This is a genomic window from Acidobacteriota bacterium, from assembly GCA_016703965.1.
Taxonomy (GTDB): domain Bacteria; phylum Acidobacteriota; class Blastocatellia; order Pyrinomonadales; family Pyrinomonadaceae; genus OLB17.
Genome location: JADJBB010000004.1, coordinates 351,010 through 374,527, shown reverse-complemented (window position 1 = coordinate 374,527; position 23,518 = coordinate 351,010). Strand labels below are relative to the sequence as shown.

Annotated in this window: 22 protein-coding genes and 2 pseudogenes; 17 read left to right on the top strand and 7 right to left on the bottom strand. The window is 51.8% G+C overall.

Annotated elements, in window-relative coordinates; genetic code table 11:
- The first annotated feature begins 11 nt into the window (after positions 1 to 11).
- Positions 12 to 2,729, top strand: a complete 2,718-nt coding sequence (locus IPG22_04560) for a carboxypeptidase regulatory-like domain-containing protein (GenBank protein MBK6587572.1) — start codon at positions 12 to 14, stop codon at positions 2,727 to 2,729.
- A 4-nt stretch (positions 2,730 to 2,733) separates the two neighbouring features.
- Here IPG22_04560 and IPG22_04555 read toward each other — a convergent pair whose 3' ends face one another.
- The gene (locus tag IPG22_04555) at positions 2,734 to 3,711 is read right to left on the bottom strand and encodes a hypothetical protein (GenBank protein ID MBK6587571.1); all 978 of its coding nucleotides are present in this window, start codon (positions 3,709 to 3,711) and stop codon (positions 2,734 to 2,736) included.
- Positions 3,712 to 3,774: 63 nt separating this feature from the next.
- Positions 3,775 to 4,209, bottom strand: a complete 435-nt coding sequence (locus IPG22_04550; protein MBK6587570.1) for a DUF4440 domain-containing protein — start codon at positions 4,207 to 4,209, stop codon at positions 3,775 to 3,777.
- A 99-nt stretch (positions 4,210 to 4,308) separates the two neighbouring features.
- On the opposite strand from IPG22_04550, the gene IPG22_04545 reads away from it, so the two are divergent.
- On the top strand, positions 4,309 to 5,820 hold the full coding sequence (locus tag IPG22_04545) for an amidase (GenBank protein ID MBK6587569.1): 1,512 nt from the start codon (positions 4,309 to 4,311) through the stop codon (positions 5,818 to 5,820).
- Here IPG22_04545 and IPG22_04540 read toward each other — a convergent pair.
- Together IPG22_04540 and IPG22_04535 are read right to left on the bottom strand one after the other, a co-directional pair.
- Complete coding sequence (locus IPG22_04540; GenBank protein MBK6587568.1) at positions 5,756 to 6,235, bottom strand: peptidoglycan-binding protein; 480 nt, start codon at positions 6,233 to 6,235, stop codon at positions 5,756 to 5,758. The genes IPG22_04545 and IPG22_04540 overlap by 65 nt on opposite strands.
- 37 nt (positions 6,236 to 6,272) lie before the next feature.
- Positions 6,273 to 6,470, bottom strand: a complete 198-nt coding sequence (locus tag IPG22_04535) for a hypothetical protein (GenBank protein ID MBK6587567.1) — start codon at positions 6,468 to 6,470, stop codon at positions 6,273 to 6,275.
- A gap of 177 nt (positions 6,471 to 6,647) precedes the next feature.
- Here IPG22_04535 and IPG22_04530 point away from each other — a divergent pair, with 177 nt between their 5' ends.
- From IPG22_04530 to IPG22_04460, 15 genes and pseudogenes are all read left to right on the top strand, one after another.
- Positions 6,648 to 7,685: a zinc-dependent alcohol dehydrogenase family protein gene (locus IPG22_04530; GenBank protein ID MBK6587566.1), complete on the top strand. Its 1,038-nt coding sequence runs from the start codon at positions 6,648 to 6,650 to the stop codon at positions 7,683 to 7,685.
- An 84-nt stretch (positions 7,686 to 7,769) separates the two neighbouring features.
- Positions 7,770 to 10,173, top strand: a pseudogene (locus tag IPG22_04525) (3-hydroxyacyl-CoA dehydrogenase/enoyl-CoA hydratase family protein).
- 64 nt (positions 10,174 to 10,237) lie between these two features.
- Positions 10,238 to 10,662 (top strand): annotated as a pseudogene (locus tag IPG22_04520) (DUF4442 domain-containing protein).
- Positions 10,659 to 11,351 (top strand): HAD family phosphatase, encoded by a 693-nt coding sequence (locus IPG22_04515; protein ID MBK6587565.1) that lies wholly within the window; start codon positions 10,659 to 10,661, stop codon positions 11,349 to 11,351. The pseudogene IPG22_04520 and the gene IPG22_04515 overlap by 4 nt, the downstream one beginning before the upstream one ends.
- A gap of 27 nt (positions 11,352 to 11,378) precedes the next feature.
- Positions 11,379 to 11,819 carry a hypothetical protein gene (locus IPG22_04510; protein ID MBK6587564.1) on the top strand — a complete coding sequence of 147 codons (441 nt, stop codon included), beginning with the start codon at positions 11,379 to 11,381 and terminating at the stop codon, positions 11,817 to 11,819.
- A complete protein-coding gene (locus tag IPG22_04505; GenBank protein ID MBK6587563.1) occupies positions 11,816 to 12,328 on the top strand; it encodes a hypothetical protein in 513 nt (170 codons plus the stop codon). The genes IPG22_04510 and IPG22_04505 overlap by 4 nt, the downstream gene beginning before the upstream one ends.
- A gap of 2 nt (positions 12,329 to 12,330) precedes the next feature.
- Complete coding sequence (locus tag IPG22_04500; GenBank protein MBK6587562.1) at positions 12,331 to 12,885, top strand: DNA-3-methyladenine glycosylase I; 555 nt, start codon at positions 12,331 to 12,333, stop codon at positions 12,883 to 12,885.
- Positions 12,886 to 12,893: 8 nt separating this feature from the next.
- Positions 12,894 to 13,301 carry a hypothetical protein gene (locus IPG22_04495; protein MBK6587561.1) on the top strand — a complete coding sequence of 136 codons (408 nt, stop codon included), beginning with the start codon at positions 12,894 to 12,896 and terminating at the stop codon, positions 13,299 to 13,301.
- A 3-nt stretch (positions 13,302 to 13,304) separates the two neighbouring features.
- Entirely contained in the window at positions 13,305 to 13,778 is a 474-nt protein-coding gene (gene ybaK / locus IPG22_04490) for a Cys-tRNA(Pro) deacylase (GenBank protein MBK6587560.1), read from the top strand.
- A complete protein-coding gene (locus IPG22_04485; GenBank protein ID MBK6587559.1) occupies positions 13,775 to 14,077 on the top strand; it encodes a hypothetical protein in 303 nt (100 codons plus the stop codon). The genes ybaK and IPG22_04485 overlap by 4 nt, the downstream gene beginning before the upstream one ends.
- The gene (locus IPG22_04480; GenBank protein ID MBK6587558.1) at positions 14,064 to 14,582 is read left to right on the top strand and encodes a hypothetical protein; all 519 of its coding nucleotides are present in this window, start codon (positions 14,064 to 14,066) and stop codon (positions 14,580 to 14,582) included. Before IPG22_04485 ends, IPG22_04480 begins: the two co-directional genes overlap by 14 nt.
- A gap of 15 nt (positions 14,583 to 14,597) precedes the next feature.
- The gene (locus tag IPG22_04475; protein ID MBK6587557.1) at positions 14,598 to 14,885 is read left to right on the top strand and encodes a hypothetical protein; all 288 of its coding nucleotides are present in this window, start codon (positions 14,598 to 14,600) and stop codon (positions 14,883 to 14,885) included.
- 13 nt (positions 14,886 to 14,898) lie between these two features.
- Complete coding sequence (locus IPG22_04470; GenBank protein ID MBK6587556.1) at positions 14,899 to 16,077, top strand: acetyl-CoA C-acyltransferase; 1,179 nt, start codon at positions 14,899 to 14,901, stop codon at positions 16,075 to 16,077.
- Between the two features lie 783 nt (positions 16,078 to 16,860).
- The gene (locus IPG22_04465) at positions 16,861 to 18,633 is read left to right on the top strand and encodes an acyl-CoA dehydrogenase family protein (GenBank protein MBK6587555.1); all 1,773 of its coding nucleotides are present in this window, start codon (positions 16,861 to 16,863) and stop codon (positions 18,631 to 18,633) included.
- Between the two features lie 290 nt (positions 18,634 to 18,923).
- A complete protein-coding gene (locus tag IPG22_04460) occupies positions 18,924 to 19,451 on the top strand; it encodes a four helix bundle protein (GenBank protein ID MBK6587554.1) in 528 nt (175 codons plus the stop codon).
- A 31-nt stretch (positions 19,452 to 19,482) separates the two neighbouring features.
- On the opposite strand, the gene IPG22_04455 is transcribed toward IPG22_04460, so the two are convergent.
- From IPG22_04455 to IPG22_04445, 3 genes are all read right to left on the bottom strand, one after another.
- Positions 19,483 to 19,830 carry a hypothetical protein gene (locus IPG22_04455; protein ID MBK6587553.1) on the bottom strand — a complete coding sequence of 116 codons (348 nt, stop codon included), beginning with the start codon at positions 19,828 to 19,830 and terminating at the stop codon, positions 19,483 to 19,485.
- Between the two features lie 14 nt (positions 19,831 to 19,844).
- On the bottom strand, positions 19,845 to 22,439 hold the full coding sequence (locus IPG22_04450; GenBank protein ID MBK6587552.1) for a phosphoenolpyruvate carboxylase: 2,595 nt from the start codon (positions 22,437 to 22,439) through the stop codon (positions 19,845 to 19,847).
- 236 nt (positions 22,440 to 22,675) lie between these two features.
- On the bottom strand, positions 22,676 to 23,083 hold the full coding sequence (locus IPG22_04445; protein MBK6587551.1) for a hypothetical protein: 408 nt from the start codon (positions 23,081 to 23,083) through the stop codon (positions 22,676 to 22,678).
- Positions 23,084 to 23,518: the final 435 nt, after the last annotated feature.

The following is a 23,518-nucleotide window of genomic DNA, read 5'->3' as shown; positions in this document are numbered from 1 at the left end:
CGAATTACATTATGAAAAAGCTCACTCTTTTCTTCGCTATTATCGTCGCCGTCGTGTCGATCGCATTTTGGACGCCCATTTCCAAAACACTGGCTGGAATGGAGATCCCGTTCTTTGAAAGAGAGCCCGATCTGCCCGGCATTTTCGAGTCGGAGGAGGACGAAGCGCTGGAAACCCGAGGCGGCAGCAAGGAGGAGTATCTCAATCGCCGTGCGGAGGCGTCCGCTTTGCTGCGTGGGATCGATGGCGTGACGCCGGTCGATCCGCGGATGCGGGTCGATGCTGTTAAGGATCTCGAGAAAGAACAGGAACGTCAGTCCCGACTGCCTGAGTCTAGCTTCAAAGATGCGTTGCTCGCCGATTGGGTTCCGGTCGGCCCGGCACCGATATTTCTCGGGAACATTGAATATTCGGGCCGTACAACCGCAATAGCGGTCCATCCGACAAACCCGGATGTCGTCTATGCCGGCACCGCTCAGGGGGGAGTTTACCGCTCAACGAACGGTGGCACCACTTGGACACCGCTGATGGACAACGCCCTGAGCCTGGCTATCGGTGCCATCGCCATCGCACCGTCAAACCCTGAGATCGTATATGTTGGAACCGGCGAGCCAAATTTCTCATCCGACAGCTTTTTCGGCGTCGGGGTTTATCGAATCGATAATGCCTCGACGACCGCTACTCTTTCAGGCCCTCTCAACCGCGACGGTGCGAATGCCGATGTGATGACCGGCCGAAGCATCGGCGAGGTGATCGTTCACCCGACAGATCCAAATACTATTTTTGTCGCCACGACGAGTGGTGTGGCGGGTTCCGGCGGTACGGCATATACGCCGCTGCCGCCGCGCGGCATTTATCGCTCGACCAATGCCACGTCCGCGTCGCCAACCTTTTCACGCTTGACCGGACTGGCCGGCAGTCTTGACGCATCCGTTCGCGATATCGCGATCGACCCGACAAATCCCAACATCCTGGTTGCGGGCGTACTCTCATCGACAGTTGGGGGCATTCATCGATCAGCCGATGCACTGTCTGCGAATCCTACCTTTAACCAGGTTTTTGCTTACACAGGTACAACAACCAGCGAACTAAACACCGAATTGACCTCGGTCCACCCGGCGGGAAGCGGCGACGCCGTTTTCTATGCTGCCAGTGGACAGGGCACAGGCCGTGTACTTCGATCAACCGACGGCGGTGTGACGTGGACGCTGCGTATCGCGAATAATTTCTGCAATCCTCAGTGTTTTTACGACATCGCGATCGCCGTCGATCCGATTAATCCAGATCAAGTCTATCTAGCCGGATCACCAACGGTCGTCGCCGCATTCTCGACCAATGGCGGAACGAGTTTTACTGAGGGTGGCAGCGGCGTACACGTCGATTCACACGCTCTTGCCGTCTCTAAATCAAATCCGGCAATAATTTATCTGGGCACTGACGGCGGCATTTACCGGTCAACCAATAGCGGGGCGAACTATGTCGAGCTCAACACCCCGCAATATTCCGCGACGCAGTTCACGGGCCTTGCAGTACACCCGACCGACCCGACGCTGACGATCGGCGGGACCCAAGATAACGGCACACTGCAGATCAATGCCGGCGGGACCCAATGGAATCGAGTTGACGGCGGCGACGGCGGAAACTCGATAATAGACAGCAATGCAACCGATACGACTAACGTGCGGATGTATCATACTTATCAAAACCAGTTGAACAATATCGTCGGTTACCGAACACGCGGCACCACTACCGCAGCTTGGTCATCACGCGGCTGCACTAACGGCACGACGCCAAATAACAACATCAACTGCGGTGATACAGCCGTGTTGTTCTACGCTCCGTTCGAAGCCGGCCCGGGCAACCCGAATCCTGTTTACTATGCGACTGACCGCATCTATCGCTCAAGCGATCTCGGCGTGACGCACACTGTCGTTAGCCAAGCACCGATCCAGAGCGGAGTGGCGGTGAGTTCGATCGGGATCTCACCTCAAAATGACAATGTTCGAATTTTCGGCTTGCGTACGGGCGGGCTTTTTGGAACTACGACAGGAAGTGCGACGCTGGTCGATCTCGATCCGAACGCAGCGGTTCCTAGCGGCTTTATCTCGCGCACGGTCATCGATCCAAACAATGTCAACACGGCCTACGTAACGATCGCTAACTATGCCGTCAATAACGTCTGGAAAACCACGAACCTGAACGCATCGCCGCCAACGTGGACGAATATTTCCGGCACACTGCCTCGCATTCCGGTCAGCGCATTTCTGGTTGATCCGGCTAACTCAAATATTCTCTATGCGGGAACCGACATTGGCGTTTACGTCTCTGCGGACGGTGGCACGACATGGAATTCGTTCGGCACAGCGTTTCCTCGCGTCGCTGTTTTTGACATTGCCAAGACCGGCAATAATTTGATTCGAATAGCGACGCACGGACGCGGAATGTGGCAAATACCGGCGTTTTCGCCAAGTGCCCTTCCGGTCACGATCGGTGGCCGCGTCACGACTCCAACGGGCCTTGGGCTACGAAATGCAACTGTAATCCTTACCGATTCGCTCGGTGTCCGGCAAACTGCGACGACAAGTTCATTTGGCATCTATAGTTTTCCAAGTGTTTTGACCGGTCAGAGCTATTTTGTTGGCGTTTCCTCTAAGCGTTACCGATTTGCCACGCAAACTGTGACTGTCGCGGGAGCACTGCCGAATCTTGATTTCATTGGCCTGGAATAGTCATTTATTTGTTCCTAAGCAGAAAGGCTCGAACGTCATCACGCATCTGCGGTGTAACCGTGTGAGCAACGTCCGGATAAAGCCTGAATTCAGCATTTAGCCCGGCGTCTTTGTAGAGCTTCTTCGATATCTCCCACCGGCTGACCGGTGTTTTGCCCAGCAAAGGGTTGATCAGATCGCGGTCTTCGCCGTCGTATGAATCGTCGAAGGGAACCGAATCGTTCTCATCCTTGTCGCCCAGGAATATGAACATCGGCACTTTGCGCAGAGTTTTAAGATCAAGTTTTTCACCCGCGACGAGCTTGAAGTCGGCAATTCCGATCGGGTAACGCAGGGCTTTATCCTTGTATTTCGCAACCGGAGCGATCGGCCAGCCGCCCGGCGACCCTATCGCAGCGGCTTTAACACGGTCAGGGTGCAGAAATATGAATCGATTGACGAACATTCCTTGTGCCGAGAATCCGTTCAGGAGAACGCGTTTATCGAACTTGATGCCCAGTTTCGCCTGTGAGGCGATCGCATGATCGATCATCGCGATGAGCTGCAGATCAAGGCGATGATATTCCTTTTTTGATGTGAGCATCGAATCACGGTCCAGTGCCTGAGTATAGATCTGCCAATCGGTCTTGGGCCTTGGAAAAACCGGCATTAGTACCGCCACTTTTATCGCCGCAGCGACGGCTCCGCTTGTAACCATGCGGCGTTTCACATCGAATTCATGGACAGCGAGATCGTCATCGACCTTTCCGGTGTTGTTCGGAGCGACAAAGAGGGTTTGTACCTTCCCAAGTTCGGCCCGCTCGCTGAATTCCTTCGGCACGTACAAATAGTATGGATAGGTAAAGCCTTTGGAAGGGTCTGGATCGACGCGAATGTAATCCTTTTCGGTCAATGCAGGAACCGGAGCGGGCGTCGGCGTCTGAAAATATGCGTTTAATGTGGTGAATAGAACGATCAATATCCCGTAAATGAGTTTTCTCATAACGGCACTTAACGTTTCAGATTTGTTGGATGTTCCCGATTTTTATAGAAAACACGGCAATTCTTATGACGAATGATCGGTAACGATCCGCCAGCCTTCTTTGAATTTGCGGAACAGTAGCGTGAATTTACCCTTTGGATTGTCCTTGTCACGAGCAAGCGACCAACTGCCGATGACAAACGCGGCGTCCTTCGAGAGCACGTCAATTTCGAGACCGGAAAACGTGAGTTTTCCCATTAAGGCTGTAGAACTGTAAGTCTTTTTGTAATTGTCGAGCGTTGATTGCCAACCGTAGGTGATGCGGTCGCTGGAAACGAACTTAAGCTTTTCGGACTTCCAGTAGCCGATCGACATAAAGGCGTCGATATCGCCGCGATTCCAGGCGGCGGTCTGGTCGTCCATAATTTTGCGAATAGATGCCTGTTCTTTTTCGGACTGAGCAAGGACCGGAATACACAAGGAGATAAGTACCAGGAAGCCGATGCTGTGTTTTTTCATACGATAAGGTCGAGGCGTAACGCGTCTAAATTTGGACGGAATGTAAGCCTAATATAATACAATTCCAGAATGTCGCAAAGACGCTTTACTCGCAGGCAAATGTTATCGACCATCGCCGCTGCTTCAGCCGGAGCGATCGTGGGCTCGATCGGCTGTACGCCGTCTAAACGGACTGAGGTCAGCTTCGCTGGCGATCTTACCCAACTCGACCTCGCCGAGGCCGCACATGCCGTTAAGCATAAGCAAATTTCTCCCGTCGAACTGACAAAGGCCTGTCTCGAAAGGATCGATCGTTTAGACAAGCAGCTAAATTCTTTTATCACGGTAACGCCGGAAGAGGCGCTTCGGCAGGCGAAAGCTGCCGAGGATCTTGTAATGAAAGGCGGACGATTTGATGTGTTGCTCGGGATTCCTATTGCGATCAAGGACAATGTCGATACGGCGGGCATTCTGACAACTGCTGCAAGCGGAGTATTTGCCAACCGTCGACCGTCTGAGGATGCAGAGGTCGTAAGGCGTCTCCGAGCGGCTGGAGCCGTGATCCTCGGCAAGCTGAACATGCACGAATTTGCCCTTGGCACGACATCAGCGATAAGCCACTATCGAGCAGTTCACAATCCTTGGTCGCCAGATCATGTCGCGGGTGGTTCATCCGGCGGTTCGGCTGCCGCAGTGGCAGCCGGGCTGTGTTTTGGTGCCGTTGGCACTGACACTGGCGGATCCGTCAGAATACCAGCGTCCTGCTGCGGCATAGTCGGATTGAAGCCTTCTTTCGGGGTCGTGAGTGCCGCCGGCACCATTCCGGTCTCAAAGACATTCGACCACGTCGGGCCGATGTGCCGAACGGTAACAGATATAGCGTGGATGTTTCGGACTATGACCGACCACCCCAGCGCTCGGGATTTTGATCCAGGTGTTCAGGCAGATATTTCTGGACTCAGGATCGGCATCCTCAAAACGTCGGGCGATGTTTGCGATTCTTCGATCGTGCCGGAGGTTCGCGCTTCATTCGACGAAGCGGTGAAAGTTATACGCAGCCTGGGCGGAGTCATAACCGAGGTAGAGCTTCCTATTCCCGACCTTGGCGGTATCATTGACTACGAATCGTACGCCTTTCATGCAGAATATCTAAAAGCCTCGCCTGGTCTCTATGACGAACGAACTCGCAAGACGATCATATCCGGAAGCAATGTTTCCGAAGGGCAATACCAAAAGCTCATGGCTCAGATCGAAAAGCATCGAATATCCGTCGCCTCAGTTTTTGAAAACGTTGATGCGGTAATAGTTCCAACGCTTCCGGGATTGCCGATCGCTATCAAGGATGCGGTCGATCCTTTTGCATTGGATGCCTGTACGTTCGGCTTTTCAATTGCCGGCGTGCCGTCTATTTCGGTGCCTTGCGGTTTTTCGAGTTCCGGACTGCCGATCGGGCTACTTATTGGCGGGCCTGTTTATTCCGAAGGCCGCGTGCTTAGAATTGCGTCGGCATACGAAAAGGCCGCCGGTTGGAAAAACGGCGGCCTCCGATCTGAAATTGCCATCTTTATTAGTTTTTCTTTGCCGCGTCATACGCAGCCTGAGCGGCAACTTGTTCCTTTTGTTTGTCCGTGAGGGCAATTCCCATTTTCTCTAAAGTTTCAGCGTTAATACCGCCAGTCGCCTTCAGGCCATTGGCTTCCTGATATTTTTTCACGGCTTCCTTGAGGCTGTCGCTGCGTGAACCATCGGCTTCACCAGTAAATAGTCTTGCTTCCTTTAACTTAGTTTGAAGCGCAGTTATCTGATCCTTATTTGCCTGAAACGGAGCCGGGCGTTTCGGTCCGTCAGACGGCTTTGATTCTGTTTTCGCAGTAGTCGAAGCTGCCTTTTCTGTTTTGGCCGGCTTTGTTTCGGCTGAAGCTAAATGCTTCGGATCTACCGGGATCTCTTTTTGCTTATCGGTCAGCTTGATCTCCATTTTCTCGAGGGTTGCCCGGTTTAAAGAGCCTGTCTTGGCCAATCCGTTTTCGCCCTGATATTTTTTCACGGCTGCCTTCCATTCCGCACTAGTGACGCCAGTAGCTTCACCGTCGTAGAATTTTTTTGTTTTCAGTAAGGTCTGAGCTTCCGAGACCTGGCCTTTTTGTTGAGCGAAAGACCGCCGGTTTCTTGGCGGGTTCGGCCGTCTTTGCGGGGGCCGTTTCGGTCGCGGTTCCCTGGGCTAGAGTCGAGCCCGAGCAAATGAGCAATAGTGGAAGGATGAGCAGAAGTTTCTTCAACATTTTAGGGTCTCCGTGTTATTTTTGTTTTTTTAGAAGCTATTCAAAAGGCCCTTTGGGGGAAGGCGTACCTTCCCCCAAAATGCATATCCGTGCTTACTATTTGAATGTGAGAATTATCATCCGATTTTCGAATTAAGTCAAGGATTTTTTCGAACACTTCGACTAAGATAAACACCTATGAGAGCAGCCGTTTTCGAGGGGTTCCAAGGCCCGATCAACATTCAGAATGTCGCCGATCCAATGCCGAGCCCGACCGGCGTTGTCCTTCGCGTCAAGGCGTGCGGTCTTTGCCGCAGCGACTGGCATGGCTGGATGGGAAACGATCCGGATATCAAACTGCCTCATGTTCCCGGTCATGAACTCGCCGGTGAGATCGTTGATTTGGGTTCTGCGATCGAAAAATTCAAGATCGGCGACCGCGTTACTCTGCCGTTTGTCTGCGGATGCGGAGCGTGTGAGCCTTGCCTCGCCGGAGATCAGCAGGTTTGCGATCACCAGTTTCAGCCCGGATTTACAGCCTGGGGTGGTTTTGCGGAATACGTGGCAATCGAATATGCAGATGCGAATCTCGTGCGGTTGCCTGTGGAGATCGATTTCGTTACGGCCGCATCGCTCGGTTGCCGTTTCGCAACCTCCTATCGCGCTGTTGTAGATCAGGGGAAGATAAAGCCGGAGCAATGGGTTGCCGTTCACGGCTGCGGCGGTGTTGGGCTGTCGGCGATAATGATCGCGGCAGCGTTTGGGGCGAGAGTTATCGCTGTTGATATAGCCGAAGACAAACTCGAATATGCCCGCTCGATAGGAGCCGAGGTCGCGATCGATTCGCGATATGGCAACCCTGCCGAAGCCATACTCGACATCACCGACGGCGGTGCTCACATCTCGATCGACGCTCTCGGCCATCCGGATATCTTGATGAATTCGCTCGCTTCATTACGCAAACGCGGCAAGCACATCCAGGTCGGCATCATGGAAGCCGGCGGCCACCGCCCCCAAATTCCGATCGACAAACTAATCGGCCGCGAACTCGAGATCATCGGCAGCCACGGAATGCAGGCTCATCGGTATCCGGGGATGCTCGAGCTGATCCGCATTGGAAAACTCGAACCGCAGAAGCTGATCGGCAAAAAGATCTCGCTTGACAAATCTGTTTCAGAACTCACCAGCATGAACAGTTTCAGCGGAACTGGCGTAACGGTTATTGATCGATTTTGAATTTTTCCCTTGCTGAATGAATGCTCATTCAGTTATACTTTTTCCAATTCAAATCGCTAGAAAACAGGAACTTCGAGACAAGATATGAACATCACAAAAGCGGCTGTTTTAGGAGCCGGAACAATGGGTGCGGGTATAGCCGCACATCTTTCGAATGCGGGTATTCCGACGCTTCTCTTGGACATCGCTCCCGGGAATTGACGCCGGATGAGGAGAAAAAGGGCTGACGCTGGAATCGCCTCAGGTTAGGAATCGTATCGTCGATTCGCTTTTTGCGGCGGCTAAGAAGCTGAAACCGGCTCCATTCATGCTGGGCGACAACGCCAAGCTGATCACGACCGGAAATTTCACCGACGACCTCGCGAAGATCAAAGATTGCGACCTCGTGATCGAGGCGGTCGTTGAGAATCTTGAGATCAAGCACAAGCTTTTTGCGGACGTCGACCGCTATCGCAAGCCGGGAGCGGTGATCGCCTCGAACACAAGCGGCATTCCGATCGACTCGATCGCGGAGCCGTTTTCGGATGATTTTAAAGCTCATTTTGTCGGTATTCACTTCTTTAATCCGCCGCGTTACATGAAACTCGTCGAGGTCATTCCGGGCACGAAAACGAGCGGTGAGGTCGCATGCGGAATCACCGGTTTTCTCGATCGACGGCTCGGAAAAGGCGTTGTTCCCGCCAAAGATCGCCCCAATTTCATTGCGAATCGCATCGGCGTGTTCGGCATGATGGCGACGATCCACGAGATGATCGCGGGTGGTTGGACGCCGACCGAGATCGATCAAATGACGGGTAAGGCGATCGGGCATGCTTCATCGGCGACATTCAGGACGTCGGACCTCGTTGGGCTCGATGTGACGGCTCACGTTACGACCAATCTTTATCCGGCCGTTCCCGATGACGAAGACCGTGAAGTTTTTCAGATCCCGGAAGTTATCACTTCGCTGCTCGACAAAAAGCTGCTTGGCGATAAGACCGGCGGCGGTTTCTTTAAGAAATCGAAAGATGCCGAGGGCAAACGCGTGATTCTCGAACTCGATCTCGCGACCTTCGAATACAAGCCGCAGGTCAAGACAAAATTCCCGTCGCTCGACGCGGCAAAGGGGATCGAAGATCGGGCAAAACGCGTGAAAACTCTGGTCTGGGGTGACGACCGTGTTGGCGAATTCCTATGGAAAACGACCTCGCGTGTCTCGCGTTACGCGGCGAACCGCATTCCTGAGATCGCCGATACGATCGTTGAGATCGACAACGCTATCAAATGGGGTTTCGGTTGGGAGATCGGTGTTTTTGAGGCTTGGGATGCGATCGGCGTTGCTGAATCGGTCGAGCGCATGCGTGCAGAAGGCCAGGCTGTTCCGGCGAATGTCGAAGCGATGCTTGCCTCGGGTGCCACCTCGTTCTACAAGAACGAAGGCGGCCATCATTCGTTCTACGACCTCGTCGCGGGCGAATACAAACCGATGCCGGAACGTCCGGGCGTGATGATCCTCAAGGATATTAAAGAACGCAGCGGCGTTATCAAATCGAATCCCGGAGCTTCGCTGATAGACCTTGGTGACGGTGTTGCTTGTCTCGAGTTCCACTCCAAAATGAACTCCATCGGCGGCGATACGGTCGCGATGATGAATTTTGCTTTAGATGAAGTCGAGCGAAATTACACGGGGCTCGTGGTCGGCAATCAGGGCGGGAATTTCTCGGCTGGGGCCAACATCATGATGCTCCTGCTCGCTGCGCAGGAAGAGGAATGGGACGACATCAATATGATGATCCGCGGACTTCAGAACTCGGTCATGCGTTTGCGATATTCGCCAAAACCTGTCGTCACCGCTCCATACGGCCTGACGCTCGGCGGCGGATGTGAGATCTCGATGCATGGCGATCGTGTACAGGCAGCAGCGGAAACATATATCGGTCTGGTCGAAGTCGGCGTCGGCCTGATCCCGGCCGGCGGCGGAACGAAGGAAATGACCCTGCGTGCGATGAACGCAGCGGCAAAGGCTCCGGATGCCGATCCGCTCGCGTTCCTCAAGAAAACGTTCGAACTGATCGGTATGGGCAAGGTTGCGACCTCAGGTCCGGAAGCACAGTCGTGGGGATTGATTCGTGATATCGACGGGATATCGATGAACGGCGACCGCCTTATTGCGGATGCTAAGCAGGAAGTGCTTAATCTTGCGGCGTCTGGCTACGTTCAGCCGGTTGAGAAGACCGACATTCTCGCCCTCGGCGAATCGGCACAAGCAGCGATGAAACTCGCTTTGCACATGATGAAGCAGGGCGGTTTTGTTTCGGATCACGACGTTCTGATCGGCCACAAACTGGCTAAGGTGATGAGCGGCGGCGATCTGAATCACCGTTCGTTTGTTTCGGAGCGATACCTTCTCGACCTCGAACGGGAGGCTTTCGTCTCGCTTTGCGGCGAGCGAAAAACGCAGGAGCGTATAGCGGGAATGCTGAAAACTGGTAAGCCCTTGAGGAATTAATTGGCACGGCCTTTGCTGCTCCAGTCTTGATCATGCCAGAGAGTTTTAAGAGCCGTCGTTTTCGCTGGGGTTTTAACTTTTTCCGTGCTATCGCGGAACCGGCGGCCGCGTGACTTATATTTCGGACGATTTTCACGAATTGCGGATGAAACTGCCGCTTTCGTGGCGGACACGGAATTATGTCGGCACCATCTACGGCGGCAGCATTTATGCATCGATCGATCCGCTTTATATGCTGATGCTGATGCATATTCTGGGCGATGGATATGTCGTGGGGACAAGGCGGCGAAGGTTAGATTTAGAAAGCCGGGTAAGACGACCTTGTACGCGAGTTTTGTTCTGACGACAGAAGAGATAGCGGAGATCAAAGCGCTTGCTGAGACAGAAAGATCGGTCGATCGGATCTATAATGTTGAGTTAAAGGACAAGGAAGGCACGCTGCATGCGTCGATCGAGAAGACGCTGTACATTGCCAAAAAAAGTCAATGACAGACATCTCAAGCAGGGCGTTCATTTTTGATATGGACGGAACGCTCGTTGACAATATGCATGTCCACACAGAGGCGTGGGCCAATCTGCTTGACGAAAACGGCGTCGAAATGGACCGGCACAAATTCCTGGTCGCAACGGCGGGAAAAACAAACCGTGAGATATTACCTACGGTTTTCGGTGATATTTCGGATGAGCGGATCGCAGAACTGGCAAAGCGAAAAGAGTCTCTTTATCGAGAAGCCTATCTTCCGATAAGGAAACCGGTCGACGGTTTGATTGAATTCCTGACCGAGTCCAAAAAGCTCGGGGTCAAGATGGCGGTCGCGACCGCGGCGTCTAATACCAATATGGAATTCATCCTCGACGGGCTCGATCTGAGGCAGTTTTTCATGGCGGTAACGACGGCGACTGATGTAACGGTGGGAAAACCGGATCCGGCGATGTTTCTGGTTTCGGCGAGGAAACTCGGCGTTGCACCAAAGAATTGCATTGTTTTTGAGGATGCCATCGGCGGATTTGAAGCAGCCCATCGAGCTGGAATGGTTTCTATCGGCATTACGACCGTAAATTCTGCCGAGGATGTGTTGAAATGCGAATCGGTGGTCGAGGCCCACGCAGATTTTACGCAGCTGAGCCCGCAAGATTTAGTTGAGAGGTACGTTCCCTTATCTGTTCAGACAAATTAACAGATAAAAAAGGAAGGAACTAAACTCATGAAAAACATTTTTCTATTAACTGTAATTGCGGCATCACTCTTCGTTTCTGCGTGCAATGTTGTTGGCGAACCGGTCGAATATGCGAATGCTTGTGACCTTAGTAATAACGATAAGAACATCGAGGTCAGCGGCATTCTTGAGGAAAAGGGCGGCAGCATTTTTTGCTCGAATACCAGCGGCCGAATGGAATGCGGTTACAGTCTGCTCGCTAAGGCTGGCGATAAGGAAGGAATAAGCGTCGATCTCGAAGTTGGCGGCGGAGCCAATACGGCAGACAAACCGGCGAGTGGATTTAAGCGAGAGGATCTAAAGATCCGCGACAACGCGGGGCAACCAGTCAAACTTGGCGACAAGGTCAAACTGACAGGGAAGCTAACCTCAGCCAAGCATCCAAGCTCAACCGTTTGCTATTTGAAAGTATATAAGATCGAACGATGAGAATTGCGATAACGGCATTGGTGATTTGTATCACGGCACTTGCTGCCAGTGCTCAGTCGGCGCTCAAGCTTGTGCCCAGAAAATACTCAGAGGTTGAGATTGCCTTTGGAAAACGGTCGGTAATCTTCAACCTCGACGATGCCCTAACCGGGACGAACGGCAGCCTGCCGGGCAATCCGCCGCACAAGTACCGCACGCTGTTCACGGCAGAGCGAGACGGCTTGGTTTATCTCGTCGCAAATGTGCAAAGTTCGTCGCCAATAACAAGCCCCATGGCACCGTGCGGTGGCGACAGTCCGCAGGCGATCTTGTGGATTAGGGCTGATAAGACATTGAAAAACCGAAAGATACAGAGCGAGATCTATGCTTCGTGCAGTTATAACTATTACGATAGCAAGGTTAAGCAATCGAAAAACGGCATTGTTGTTACGTATGGCGGCGAGAAGAAAAAGCGACTCGAATACGACAATGTGAATCCTGACAAAGGACTCATGATCTCGGTTCAATAAATATGGAGCGATGTAGCTGGGCGAAAAATGAGCTGAATATCCGGTACCACGACACAGAATGGGGCGTGCCGCTGCACGACGATCGGGCCTTGTTCGAGTTCCTTATTTTGGAAGGTGCGCAGGCAGGATTGAGCTGGGATACGATTTTGCGGAAGCGTGACAATTATCGTGAGGCTTTTGATAATTTCGATCCCGTTATCGTCTCGCAATATGACGAAGAAAAATGCGGTGAATTGCTTTTGAACGAGGGCATTATTCGCAATCGTTTGAAGATAAAGTCAGCGGTCGAGAATGCGAAGGCATTTTTGAAGGTGCAGGAAGAGTTCGGCTCGTTCGACAAATACATCTGGTCGTTCGTCGGCGGTAAACCGCTCAACAACAAGCTGAAAGGCATGGGTGATGTTCCGGCGAAGACAGAGATATCCGACGCGATGTCTAAGGATCTAAAGAAACGCGGATTTAATTTTGTCGGCTCGACGATCATGTACGCATTCATGCAGGCGACAGGGATGGTGAATGATCACCTGACGACCTGTTTCAGATACAAGGAGGTTTAGCTCTCTCGATGGAGTATCTGGTCGGCATAGTTTCGGCGGTTGTGCTCGCGGTTTTCGCCCGCTTTTCGGGGTTTGAGAAAGACCGCTCATTTTACCCGACGGTACTGATCGTGATCGGCTTTCTTTATGTCCTGTTCGGAGCGATCGATGGGCGAATGTCTGTGGTTTTAACCGAGTTAGTTTTTGCTCTGGTTTTCTCGAGTATTGCGGTATTTGGTTACTCAAAAAGCTGTCGTATCGTCGGTTTTGGTATTGCGGCTCACGGCGTGTTTGACTTTGTTCACGCTCTGCTTATTGAGGATGCAGGAGTTCCGATCTGGTGGCCGGGCTTTTGCGGAGCGATCGATATAATGCTCGGGCTCTACGTTGCGGCTTTAGGATGTCCTCGTACTGCAAAAGAGGAGCTAGCTTCGTAAGAAATGGATCATCCGGTGACGCCAGCAGTGAGGTTTTTGCGTGAGAAAAAGGTGCAGTTTACGCCCCGGCTTTACGATTACGTCGAAAAAGGCGGTACTGGCGAATCGGCTCGGCAGCTAGGCGTGGATGAGCACGCGGTCGTAAAGACCTTGATATTTGAAACGAACGAGAAAAATCCGCTGATCGTGCTGATGCATGGCGACAAGCTTGTCTCGACAAAGAACCTAGCACGCCACATCGGCGTCAAATCTGTCGAGCCGGCAACCCCAGATCGGGCATCTAAACATACAGGCTATCTTGTCGGCGGCACATCGCCATTTGGCACTCGAACTGCGATGCCCGTTTATGTCGAGGCGAGCATTATTGAACTTGATAAGATCTACATCAACGGCGGAAAACGAGGGTTTTTGGTCGAGATCGAGCCGGGCGACTTGAAGAGGGTTCTGAGTGTCGAAGAGGTTGAGGTGGCGATATGAGTTCACCGGATTGGTGGCAGACAGCCAGAGAAGGTAAATACGCGGAAACGGAGGCGACAATGCTCGCAGCCACAGATTGCGGCGAAGGCTGGTTTCCGGATTGCGAGGTTCGCGGCTCATATTACGAAAACTGGGGCGACACGCTGAAGGGCGAGGATCAGATCGTCAAGTATCGCGAGGCCGTGCGATATTGGCAAATGTTCGCCTCGTTCTCAACCAGCGGCGGCGAGGGAACGGCGAGGATGATGGATGTTCATCGCGTAGAGAAAAAACTGGAGCGTCTAAATGCTGATCGATGAATTTTTAGCCGAATACGATTTCGAGGAAAAACACTCGATAGCGATCCACGCCGATGCCGCGACCGTTTACGAAGCGGCTCAGAACGCGAATTTTGGCGAATCGTGGATCGTACGAATGCTGCTCACGCTTCGCGGTATGTCGGCGGATGCGTTGACGCTTCGGAATTTGAGCTATTCTAAATTCCGGATTCTCGGCGAGCGGCCCGCGAGCGAACTGCTGATCGGCCTCGCCGGAAAATTCTGGACGCCGTGGGGCGATCTGCAGGATGTGAACGCGGATAACTTCAAGGCGTTCGACAAAAGCGGCTATGCGAAGGCGGTGTGGAACTTTTCACTAGATAGAGACGGCGAAAACACCCGGCTCACCACCGAAACCCGCATCCAATGCCTCGACAAAGGCAGTCGTAAGAGCTTTGGATTTTACTGGACATTTGTCCAACCATTCAGCGGTTTGATAAGGATGGAGATGTTGAAGACGATCAAGCGAAGAGCCGAATCGATTTAGGTAAGGGGGAACTGTATGTCGCTTGTCAAAATCCAAATTTTTCACGAGAACCAAGACGCGGGCTCTCGCGTTCGGACTTTAGTCAAAACTCAGCGGTTTGAACGCGATTCGGATAAAAAGCTTACTGCAAAACAAGCCGGACGAATATTGGTAAACAACTTTCCTGCTTTTGACACCTCGTCCAGTAGAAATGGGCTTATCAAAACAGATGAAGGGTTCTATACATCCAGAACGTTTGAGCCTTTAGCTAAATGTGAGTATCAATATATTTGGGAAATCGCCATTGTCAGTGAAGACGTATAGGAAAGGTAATTTTATGAAAGAAGCAGTAATCGTATCAGCCGTGCGTACGGCTGTTGGAAAGGCTCCGAAAGGAACCTTGAGAAATACTCGGCCTGATGATCTCGGGGCGGCGGCTATTAAGGAAGCGGTTTCGCGTTCCGGCGTGGACGCTTCGCTGATCGATGATGTGATCATGGGCTGTGCTTTTCCCGAGGCCGAGCAGGGGATGAACGTGGCTCGCACATCGGCGATCGCGGCTGGTTTGCCGGTTGAGACATCGGCGATGACGGTGAATCGTTATTGCTCTTCGGGTTTGCAGACCATCGCTCTGGCTGCGGAACGCATCATGTCGGGCGGTGCTGACGCGATCGTTGCGGGCGGGCTCGAGACGATGTCGATGATCCCGATGGGCGGCAATGTTGTGCGGCCAAATCCGCGTATTGTTGATACATATCCCGATTATTACCTGAACATGGGACTCACGGCTGAGAATCTCGCCCGCAAATACGAGATCACCCGCGAACAGGCTGACGAATTCTCGTACAACTCGCACCGCAAAGCCCTCGCCGCTATTGCGGAAGGACGGTTCACCGATGAGATCGTGCCGATGACCATTTTTGTCGACGAACTAGACGAAAAAGGCCGGGTTCGTCGCAAAGAAGTTGTCTTCGCCCAGGATGAAGGCCCCCGAGCTGATACTTCAGTCGAAGGTTTGGCGAAACTGCGAGCTGTTTTCCACGTCAACGGAACTGTAACCGCCGGGAACTCTTCGCAAATGTCCGACGGAGCCGCCGCTGCGGTAGTGATGTCCGCCGATAAAGCTGCCGAACTCGGCATCAAGCCGCTCGCGAGATTTATCTCGTTCGCAACCGCTGGCTGTCTACCCGAAGAAATGGGAATCGGCCCGGTCTATGCGATCCCCAAGGCACTAAAAATGGCGGGCCTGACGCTTGATCAGATAGACGTGATCGAACTCAACGAAGCCTTCGCCGCCCAAGGACTCTCGGTCATGAAAGTCCTTGAAATGAACCCCGCAAAGGTCAACGTCAACGGCGGCGCGGTCGCCCTCGGCCATCCGCTCGGCTGTACAGGAGCAAAGCTGACCGCCACAGTCCTCCAGGAACTCAAACGCACCGGAGGCCGCTACGGCATGGTTACCATGTGTGTCGGCGGCGGAATGGGAGCGGCTGGGATCTTTGAATTGTTAAGCTAGGTTTCTTTTCAATGACCAATAGACGCAGGTGGAATTATATTTCATTTGCGTCTATTTCTCCTTGGGTTGTTCGGATGCTCTTTTCTCGAAAACTGCCCGCATTTGTTTCGTGTTCCGCGAATTCAAACAGGTTTCGCATCTTCCACGGCGAAACTCAGCTATTATTTTTAGAAACTCTAGTTTATCGTCATCGGTGACTATCTTTGCGGAGAAATTTGCTGATCCCACCTTCGCAAGTATTTGCTTTCCATTTGCGTTATTCACTAATAGGTACGTAATCGTATTTTGACCGATCTTTGTTTCTATCTTTTCTACCTTCTCATGTCCGTCAAAAACCGAAACAATTAGACCATCAGAAAACCTAATCCGCAGGCCTTTCCCGAAGACTGGCTCAATGAACCCGCTCCAGGCATCCATATAGTCGACCTCCATGAAAGCCCAATATTCTTTCGCCAGGAAAATGTAACCGAACGGAGTAAGTTGAATCCCGTTCGGTAGATCTTTGAGGTCTCCAATTTTGGCGTTTGCGCAACCGTGATGGAAGACAACGCAAGAAAAACAACTGCGATAAGTATGAATTTTTTCATCATTCGAAATTATAACGAAGGTACCAGCGGATTTGAACGCAAAATCTTTATAGAATTGATGCAGAGAACATCAATTACGTTATGGTTGAACTGAAAAATTTCTCAATATTCAGCCATAACCCCGAAAATACATTGACTGAATGAGCATTCATTCATTACAATGTTCTGAGCAAATTCGTAAGGAGCAATTAACGTAATGGAAGCACAAATGCAGAAAGAATACATCAAAGGCGGTTCGTTTTTGATCGAGCAGCGTGTCCCGGCTGAGGTTTTTACGCCTGAGGATATGTCGGACGAACAGCGGATGATCGGCGATACTACGCGGGAATTTATCGACAACGAGGTCCTGCCGCAGATCGATGCGATGGAGAAACACGCCTGGGAGATCTCGCGTGAGCTGATCGCGAAAGCCGGCGAACTCGGCCTGCTCGGTGCGACCATTCCCGAGGAATACGGCGGTCTCGAACTCGACCAGACGACCGGAGTGGTCGTGGCTGAGATGATGGGCCGCGGCTCGGGCTTTGGCGTGACGTTTGGTGCTCAGACGTCGATCGGTTTGCTTCCGATACTGTATTTTGGCTCCGAATACCTCAAACATAAGTGGATACCGCCGATCATCTCCGGCGAAAAGATCACTGCATATTGCCTTTCCGAAGCTGGTTCGGGCTCGGACGCTCTCGGTGCAAAATGTTCGGCCCGTCTGAGCGAGGACGGCTCCGAATGGATCCTCAACGGTGAAAAGATGTGGATCACGAACGGCAGTTTTGCCGACGTTTACATCATCTTTGCCAAGGTCGACGGCGAGAAGAAAAAATTCTCGGCCTTCGTTGTCGAACGCAGCGAAAACTGCCGCCCCGGCTCCGAAGAGCATAAAATGGGTATCAAATCTTCGTCCACAACCCCGATCATCCTTTCTGACGCACGCATTCCGGTCGGCAATATCATCGGCGAGGTCGGCGATGGTGCGAAGATCGCGTTCAACATCCTCAACGTCGGCCGCTTCAAGCTCGGGGCCTCGGTCATCGGCGGCTGCAAGCTTGCGATCCACGATTCGGTCCGTTATGCGAATGAGCGTCAGCAGTTCAATACGCCGATATCGACGTTCGGTGCGATGCGGTTCAAACTAGCCGAAATGGCCACCCGCACCTGGGTTGGCGAATCGATGACCTATCGCACGGTCGGTATGATCGACGCCCTGATCGGAACGGGTGCCGATAACGAAACCAAACTTCGCTCTATCGAGGAATACGCAGTCGAAAGCTCGATCAATAAGGTCTTCTGCTCCGAAGTGCTAGATTACGTCGTTGACGAAATGGTCCAGATCTACGGCGGAGCAGGTTACACGGCCGACTATCCTGCCGAGCGTGCCTACCGCGATGCCCGCATCAACCGCATTTTCGAGGGCACTAACGAGATCAATCGCCTGCTCATTCCCGGCATGCTCTTAAAACGTGCGATGAAAGGCGAGATCGGCTTGATCCCAGCGGCAAAAGCTCTCATGGACGAGATCCTTAACCCGCAGATGTCGTTCGACGAGGACGATTCACCACTTGCTATGGAGCTGAAACTTGCCCAAAACGCCAAGAAGGCAGCTCTCATGGTCGTCGGAACCGCGGCCCAGAAATACATGATGGAGCTCGAAAAGCAGCAGGAACTCCTGATGTACGCAGCCGACATCATTATCGAAGCCTACGCCATGGAAACCGCCGTCCTGCGTGCCCAAAAGCTCCAGGGCTCGTCGGGCGCCGACCGCTACGCCGACATGGCCCAGGTTTACTGCAACGACGCCATCCAACGCGTCGAAGCCAAAGCCAAAAACGCCATCGCCGCCATGACAGACGGAGACGAAATGCGTACGCTGCTGGTTGCACTCAAGCGATTTACTAAGAACAATTCGCCGATCAATACAGTCGCTGCAAGACAGAGAATTGCGGAGACATTGATCGGGGCGAATACTTATACGTTCTAGCCTTCATGTGTCTGAGATCTCGAATTTGAGATCTCAGACATTCTCTTCGTGCTAATTCCAGGAAGTATTTGAAATTTCTAATTTGAGATCTGAAATTTCAGATACTGAAGAAGTAGCGTAGAGTGTTTAGTTTTCAAAGATCTAAATGGAATTCCCAAAATCAATTTGAAATTTCAAATTTGAAATCTCAAATAAAAGAAGTCTAAAATACGAGCGGTTTCGGTCAATCACGATCGAAACCGCTCAACGTATTTTTGACCTGTTTCGTCGTGTTCACCCAAGAGCAAGCTATGAAATACTCCACATTCGAAGAGCTCCCTGTCTGGCAGGCATCAACACGTTTTGCTTTGAACGTCTTCGAATTTACTTCCAAAAATGACTTTCGAGGCCTAGGTGATACTAAAAATCAACTCGAACGTGCATCGCTTTCCATCTCGAATAACATCGCCGAAGGTTTTGAGCGTGGTACTACAAATGAGCTGATCAATTTCCTGTATATTGCCCGCGGTTCTGCTGGTGAATCTCGTTCAATGCTCCGCATTTGCGAATCTCTGGATAGGTTTTCAGATCTCAAATTTGAGATCTCAAATCTCATAAAGCAGGCGATCAATATCTCAAAACAATTGCATGGCTGGCTCGAATCTCTGAAAAATTCGGATATCAAAGGCGTCAGATTTTTCGACAACAAGGTCAGGAAAAAGATCGAGACTGACAAAGAATTTGCCGAGTTCGATCAGCAGATGGCCGAGTTCAGGATCGAATTCGAGCGAAAGTTGAGAACCGGTGAGATAAATGCTCGTAGGGCTGATCAGGTTTAATTTTCAAAGATCAAATCAAAAGGTCGATCGATCAGTCCCGTAGGTCGAACCTGGAAATAAGGTTTCTGCACGCAGTAAATACATCCTGTTTCGCCGCTGCCTCATATTCAGAAATTTCTACGTCCTTTCGTTTCAACGCCTCCTCACTCCAATTTCCTTGCTCCCAATCAACGGGTAGATGATCTGTTTCGGAGTCGATAGCAACAAATGGCAAAAAATCTTCGTCGTGCTTATCAAAAAACTTAGAGCTAAGGCTTACTAACTCACGAGAACCTGCTATTACGCCTATTTTTTCCTTTAATAGCAATTCACAAACGGTGACGATCTTACCGCGGAGAAATATTGGGTACTTTTCATTTCTGTGAAATTTAGCTTCCATATTTGATATCAGCGTTAGGCCGAGTTCCTTCCCGCATTAATAATTCCAAACGAGCATCTGATCACTAATTTCTCGTAAACTGACCGGCTCTCGACCGCTTCGCCGCGTTCTTCGCTTTCGCGGATCTTGGTTAGGGCGTACTGCTGGATCGCGAGGAGCGGCAGGACTATGCGTTCGCGGGTTCTTACTGATTGCTGTTCGACGGGCAGGTCGGACATTAGTTCTTTGGTGTCGGAGATCAGGGTTAAGTACTTTCGGGTCAGGTCATATTCGTCGCGGATCTTTCGCCAGACTTCGCCGTAGGTTTCGTGGTTTTCGAGAAATGCTGTCAGGGGCATGAAGGTTTTTTGCATGGCCATTTCGCAGTTGTCGATGAGGGCTTTGAAGAAGCCGTTGGAGCGGTACATTTCCGTGATCTCGTCGATATTTGCGTCCATTTTTTCTAGTGCTGAGCCGACACCGTAGAAGCCGGGGACGTTTTGTTTGATCTGGCTCCAGGCTCCGACGAAGGGGATCGCACGGAGGTCTTTCAGCGTTAGCTTTCCGGAGCCTCGCTTTGTCGGTCGGCTGCCGATGTTGGCTTCGGCGTAAAATCGGAGCGGGCTGACGGCGGACAGATATTCGAGGAAATTCGGATGCGTTTTTAGCTCATCGTAGGCGTTGAAGCTTTGTTCGGCTAGGTTCGTCATCAGATATTCTTCGCGTTCGCTGAAAGTTGTTTCCTTCGGAGCGAAAATATCGTTGTAAATTCCGGCGTGCAGCAATTGTTCGATGTTGTATCTTGCGGACGCCACGGTTCCGAAATTTGAACTTACCGTTTGGCCTTGGACCGTCAGTTCGATGGATTCGTCGGCGACGTTTTGGCCCATTGAGGAGTAGAATTTATGCGTTTTTCCGCCGCCGCGAGCGGGCGGGCCGCCGCGGCCGTCGAAGAACACGACGTTAATTCCAAACTCCCGCGAGACTCGTGTTAGTTCGTCTTTTGCCTTGTAAATACTCCAATTCGCCATCAGATAACCGCCGTCTTTGGTTCCGTCGCTGAAGCCGAGCATGATCGTTTGTCGGTTGCCGCGTCGCTGCAGATGCTCGCGATATGCGGGTAAGTTATAAAGCTCTCGCATGATCGACGGTGCGTGCTGCAGGTCCGTGATCGTTTCGAAAAGCGGGACGATATCGACGCTCAGCTCGTCCAGTTTCCAACCGCCGGCGAGAAATAATCCGATGACCTCGACCACATGAACCGCACTCTGGCATTGGCTGATGATGTAGCGATCGCAGCCTTCTTCGCCGTTTTTCTGCTGGATCTCGGCAACCGCCGCGACGGTGCGGATCGTGTCCCTGGACAATTCGGTCGGCAAATATTCTGGTGACGCGCTTTTTGGAGCTGTCAATAAAAGCTCGATCTTTTCCGCTTCGGTCAATGATCCATAACTAAACGCGTCACTCGCGTCGCCGATCTCCTGCAAAACTTTTTCGTGTTCGGATGCTTCCTGTCGTATATCAAGTGACGCGAAGTGGAGGCCGAATATTTCGACTTTGTTTATCAGGTCATCGACGAGGTGGACGAAGAGGCCGTTGTGGCCGGTGACGAGATCGGTGCGAATTGTGCCGAGTTTTGTGAGGATCTCGAGCTTGGTCAACGATGTGTCCCTGGGAATCCAGTCGCTATCGCTCCCTGGACTGACTCGCTGATCGCTGGTTTGGAAGGCTTCGCGGTAGACTAGTTTTTCGAGGTCGATCACGGCCGCTTCGACATTGGCGAAGGTTAGGCGGCGACGCAATCTTCGGATATCGGTGTGGTAACAGCGGAGGATCGAACGTCTTAACGCGTCACTAACCTGGAGAGTGGTTTCGCTCGTGACGAACGGATTCCCGTCTCTATCGCCGCCGGACCAGAATCCCATTTTCATCAGCTCGGCGAGGTTCACTGACTCATCCGAAATTGAGCGACGCAGTTCTGAGGCGATGGCTCCGATGGCATTGTAGAAGACGTTTTCCAAGTACCAGATCAGGCTTGAGGCTTCGTCGAACGGCGTCGGCTTTTGCTTCTTGAAAAACGGCGTGCGTCCCAATTGCTGGAGCAGCGTGTTAATCGTCGTCACGTTGTTCGCCGTGATCGCCGCGTCGAGATCGTTGATGATGCCAAGCACCGAACCCGGATAAAACTGCGTCGGGTGAGCGGTCAAAACGAGACGTACTGAGAAATCGGCGAGCTTTTGTTTGAACTCGGCGAGCCGATCGCTCTGCTGAACCGCCGCCTCCAATTGCGTGAGCGTCCCTGGGCCGTTCAGGTCGTTCATCTCGGCAAACGCCGCGTCCTCAAGAGCGTCGAACAGGACGACCTGACGCTCCGCGTACTGGACAAACCGGAACAGCAGATCAAGAGCGTCGCTGTTTTGTCGCTCCGCGAGAAAGCCGTCGATGATCTCGGTCGGGCTCTTTCCGGCCGCAAACCCTTCTTCGCAATTGCTGCCGAAAAGCGAAAGCAGAATACCCGTTTTGTCGATCCCGTAAAACGGCAGGGCGAGAAATAGGCTGTTGTAAAGCTGAAATTTAACGCCGACCGCGTTCTGAAATTTTTCAAGCTGGCCGGAAAGTGTCTGGATCATAAAAGCATTCTAAGCCATTTCGATGTGTCCCTGGAATTTACCTGAAATTCCGGGCTACATAAATGAAATTTCAGTAGAAAGGATTTTCAACGCAAAGACGCGAAGAAGCAAAGGCCGCAAAGGGATGTGTCCCTGGGTTTTCAAAGATCAAGGCTTATTGGTGTAGGTTGCGGCGGGACGCAACTGACTGGAGCGGCGAGCATCCTTGCTTGCTACAATTGCGGCTTCCGCGATTGTTATGGGCCTCGGGAGTTTGCGAGTTGAGTGAAGCTGAGCGCGTAAGCGGTTTTCAACCGCTGGCAAGCAGGGATGCTTGCCGCTCCAGTCGCTGTCGCCGCTCCGTGGCCTATCTTCTGCCAAGGGAAGAACTGACCACGGAACGCACGGAAAAGCACGGAACCGAATGATCGAAACGCACCGAAAAGCCAGGAGCCAAACGGCTTCGGATGCAGGTCGAGACAGATTTCCGCGACGTCTCGCGGTTGGCTGAATTCGGCAAGGCGTTCGGCCCGGCCGTTCAAGTAGCGGCTTTCGACTAGCAGGCCGAGGACTCTTTCGACGAGTGGGAGTTTCTCATCGCGCTGATATGGGTTCAAACGAAGAGCGAGCGGTTTTGGGCAGGTGCAGGTCGAGCAAGTTTTCATAATGATCAACGCTAACCCAAAACGCACCCAAAATGGAAGCACGTTTTGCACGGATTGATACATTATGCACAGATTGCACAAAATGATATGTTTTGCGTACTTTGTTACGTTATGCGGGTTATGCGGGTTATGCGGGTTATGCGTGGATCGGCCACGCTTAATTTCTGTAGGCAGATCCGATTCTCGCCTTTTGTGCGTGCTATTTGAAATGCGCGAGAAAAAAACACTCTAACCTCTCTCAATTCAATAAAAAGGGTTGACATCTGATAATTAGAGATTATAATTCTCTCAGCATCAAAACATTTGCTAATGCAAAACCACTCGAACCACAATATTTCAAATGCGATCATCCGCACGGTTGATGTCTCGGTTCTTAGTGTATCTTCGCCTGGCTTTCCTGTATTTGTAGTAATTTACGACATTATTTTTCCGGTA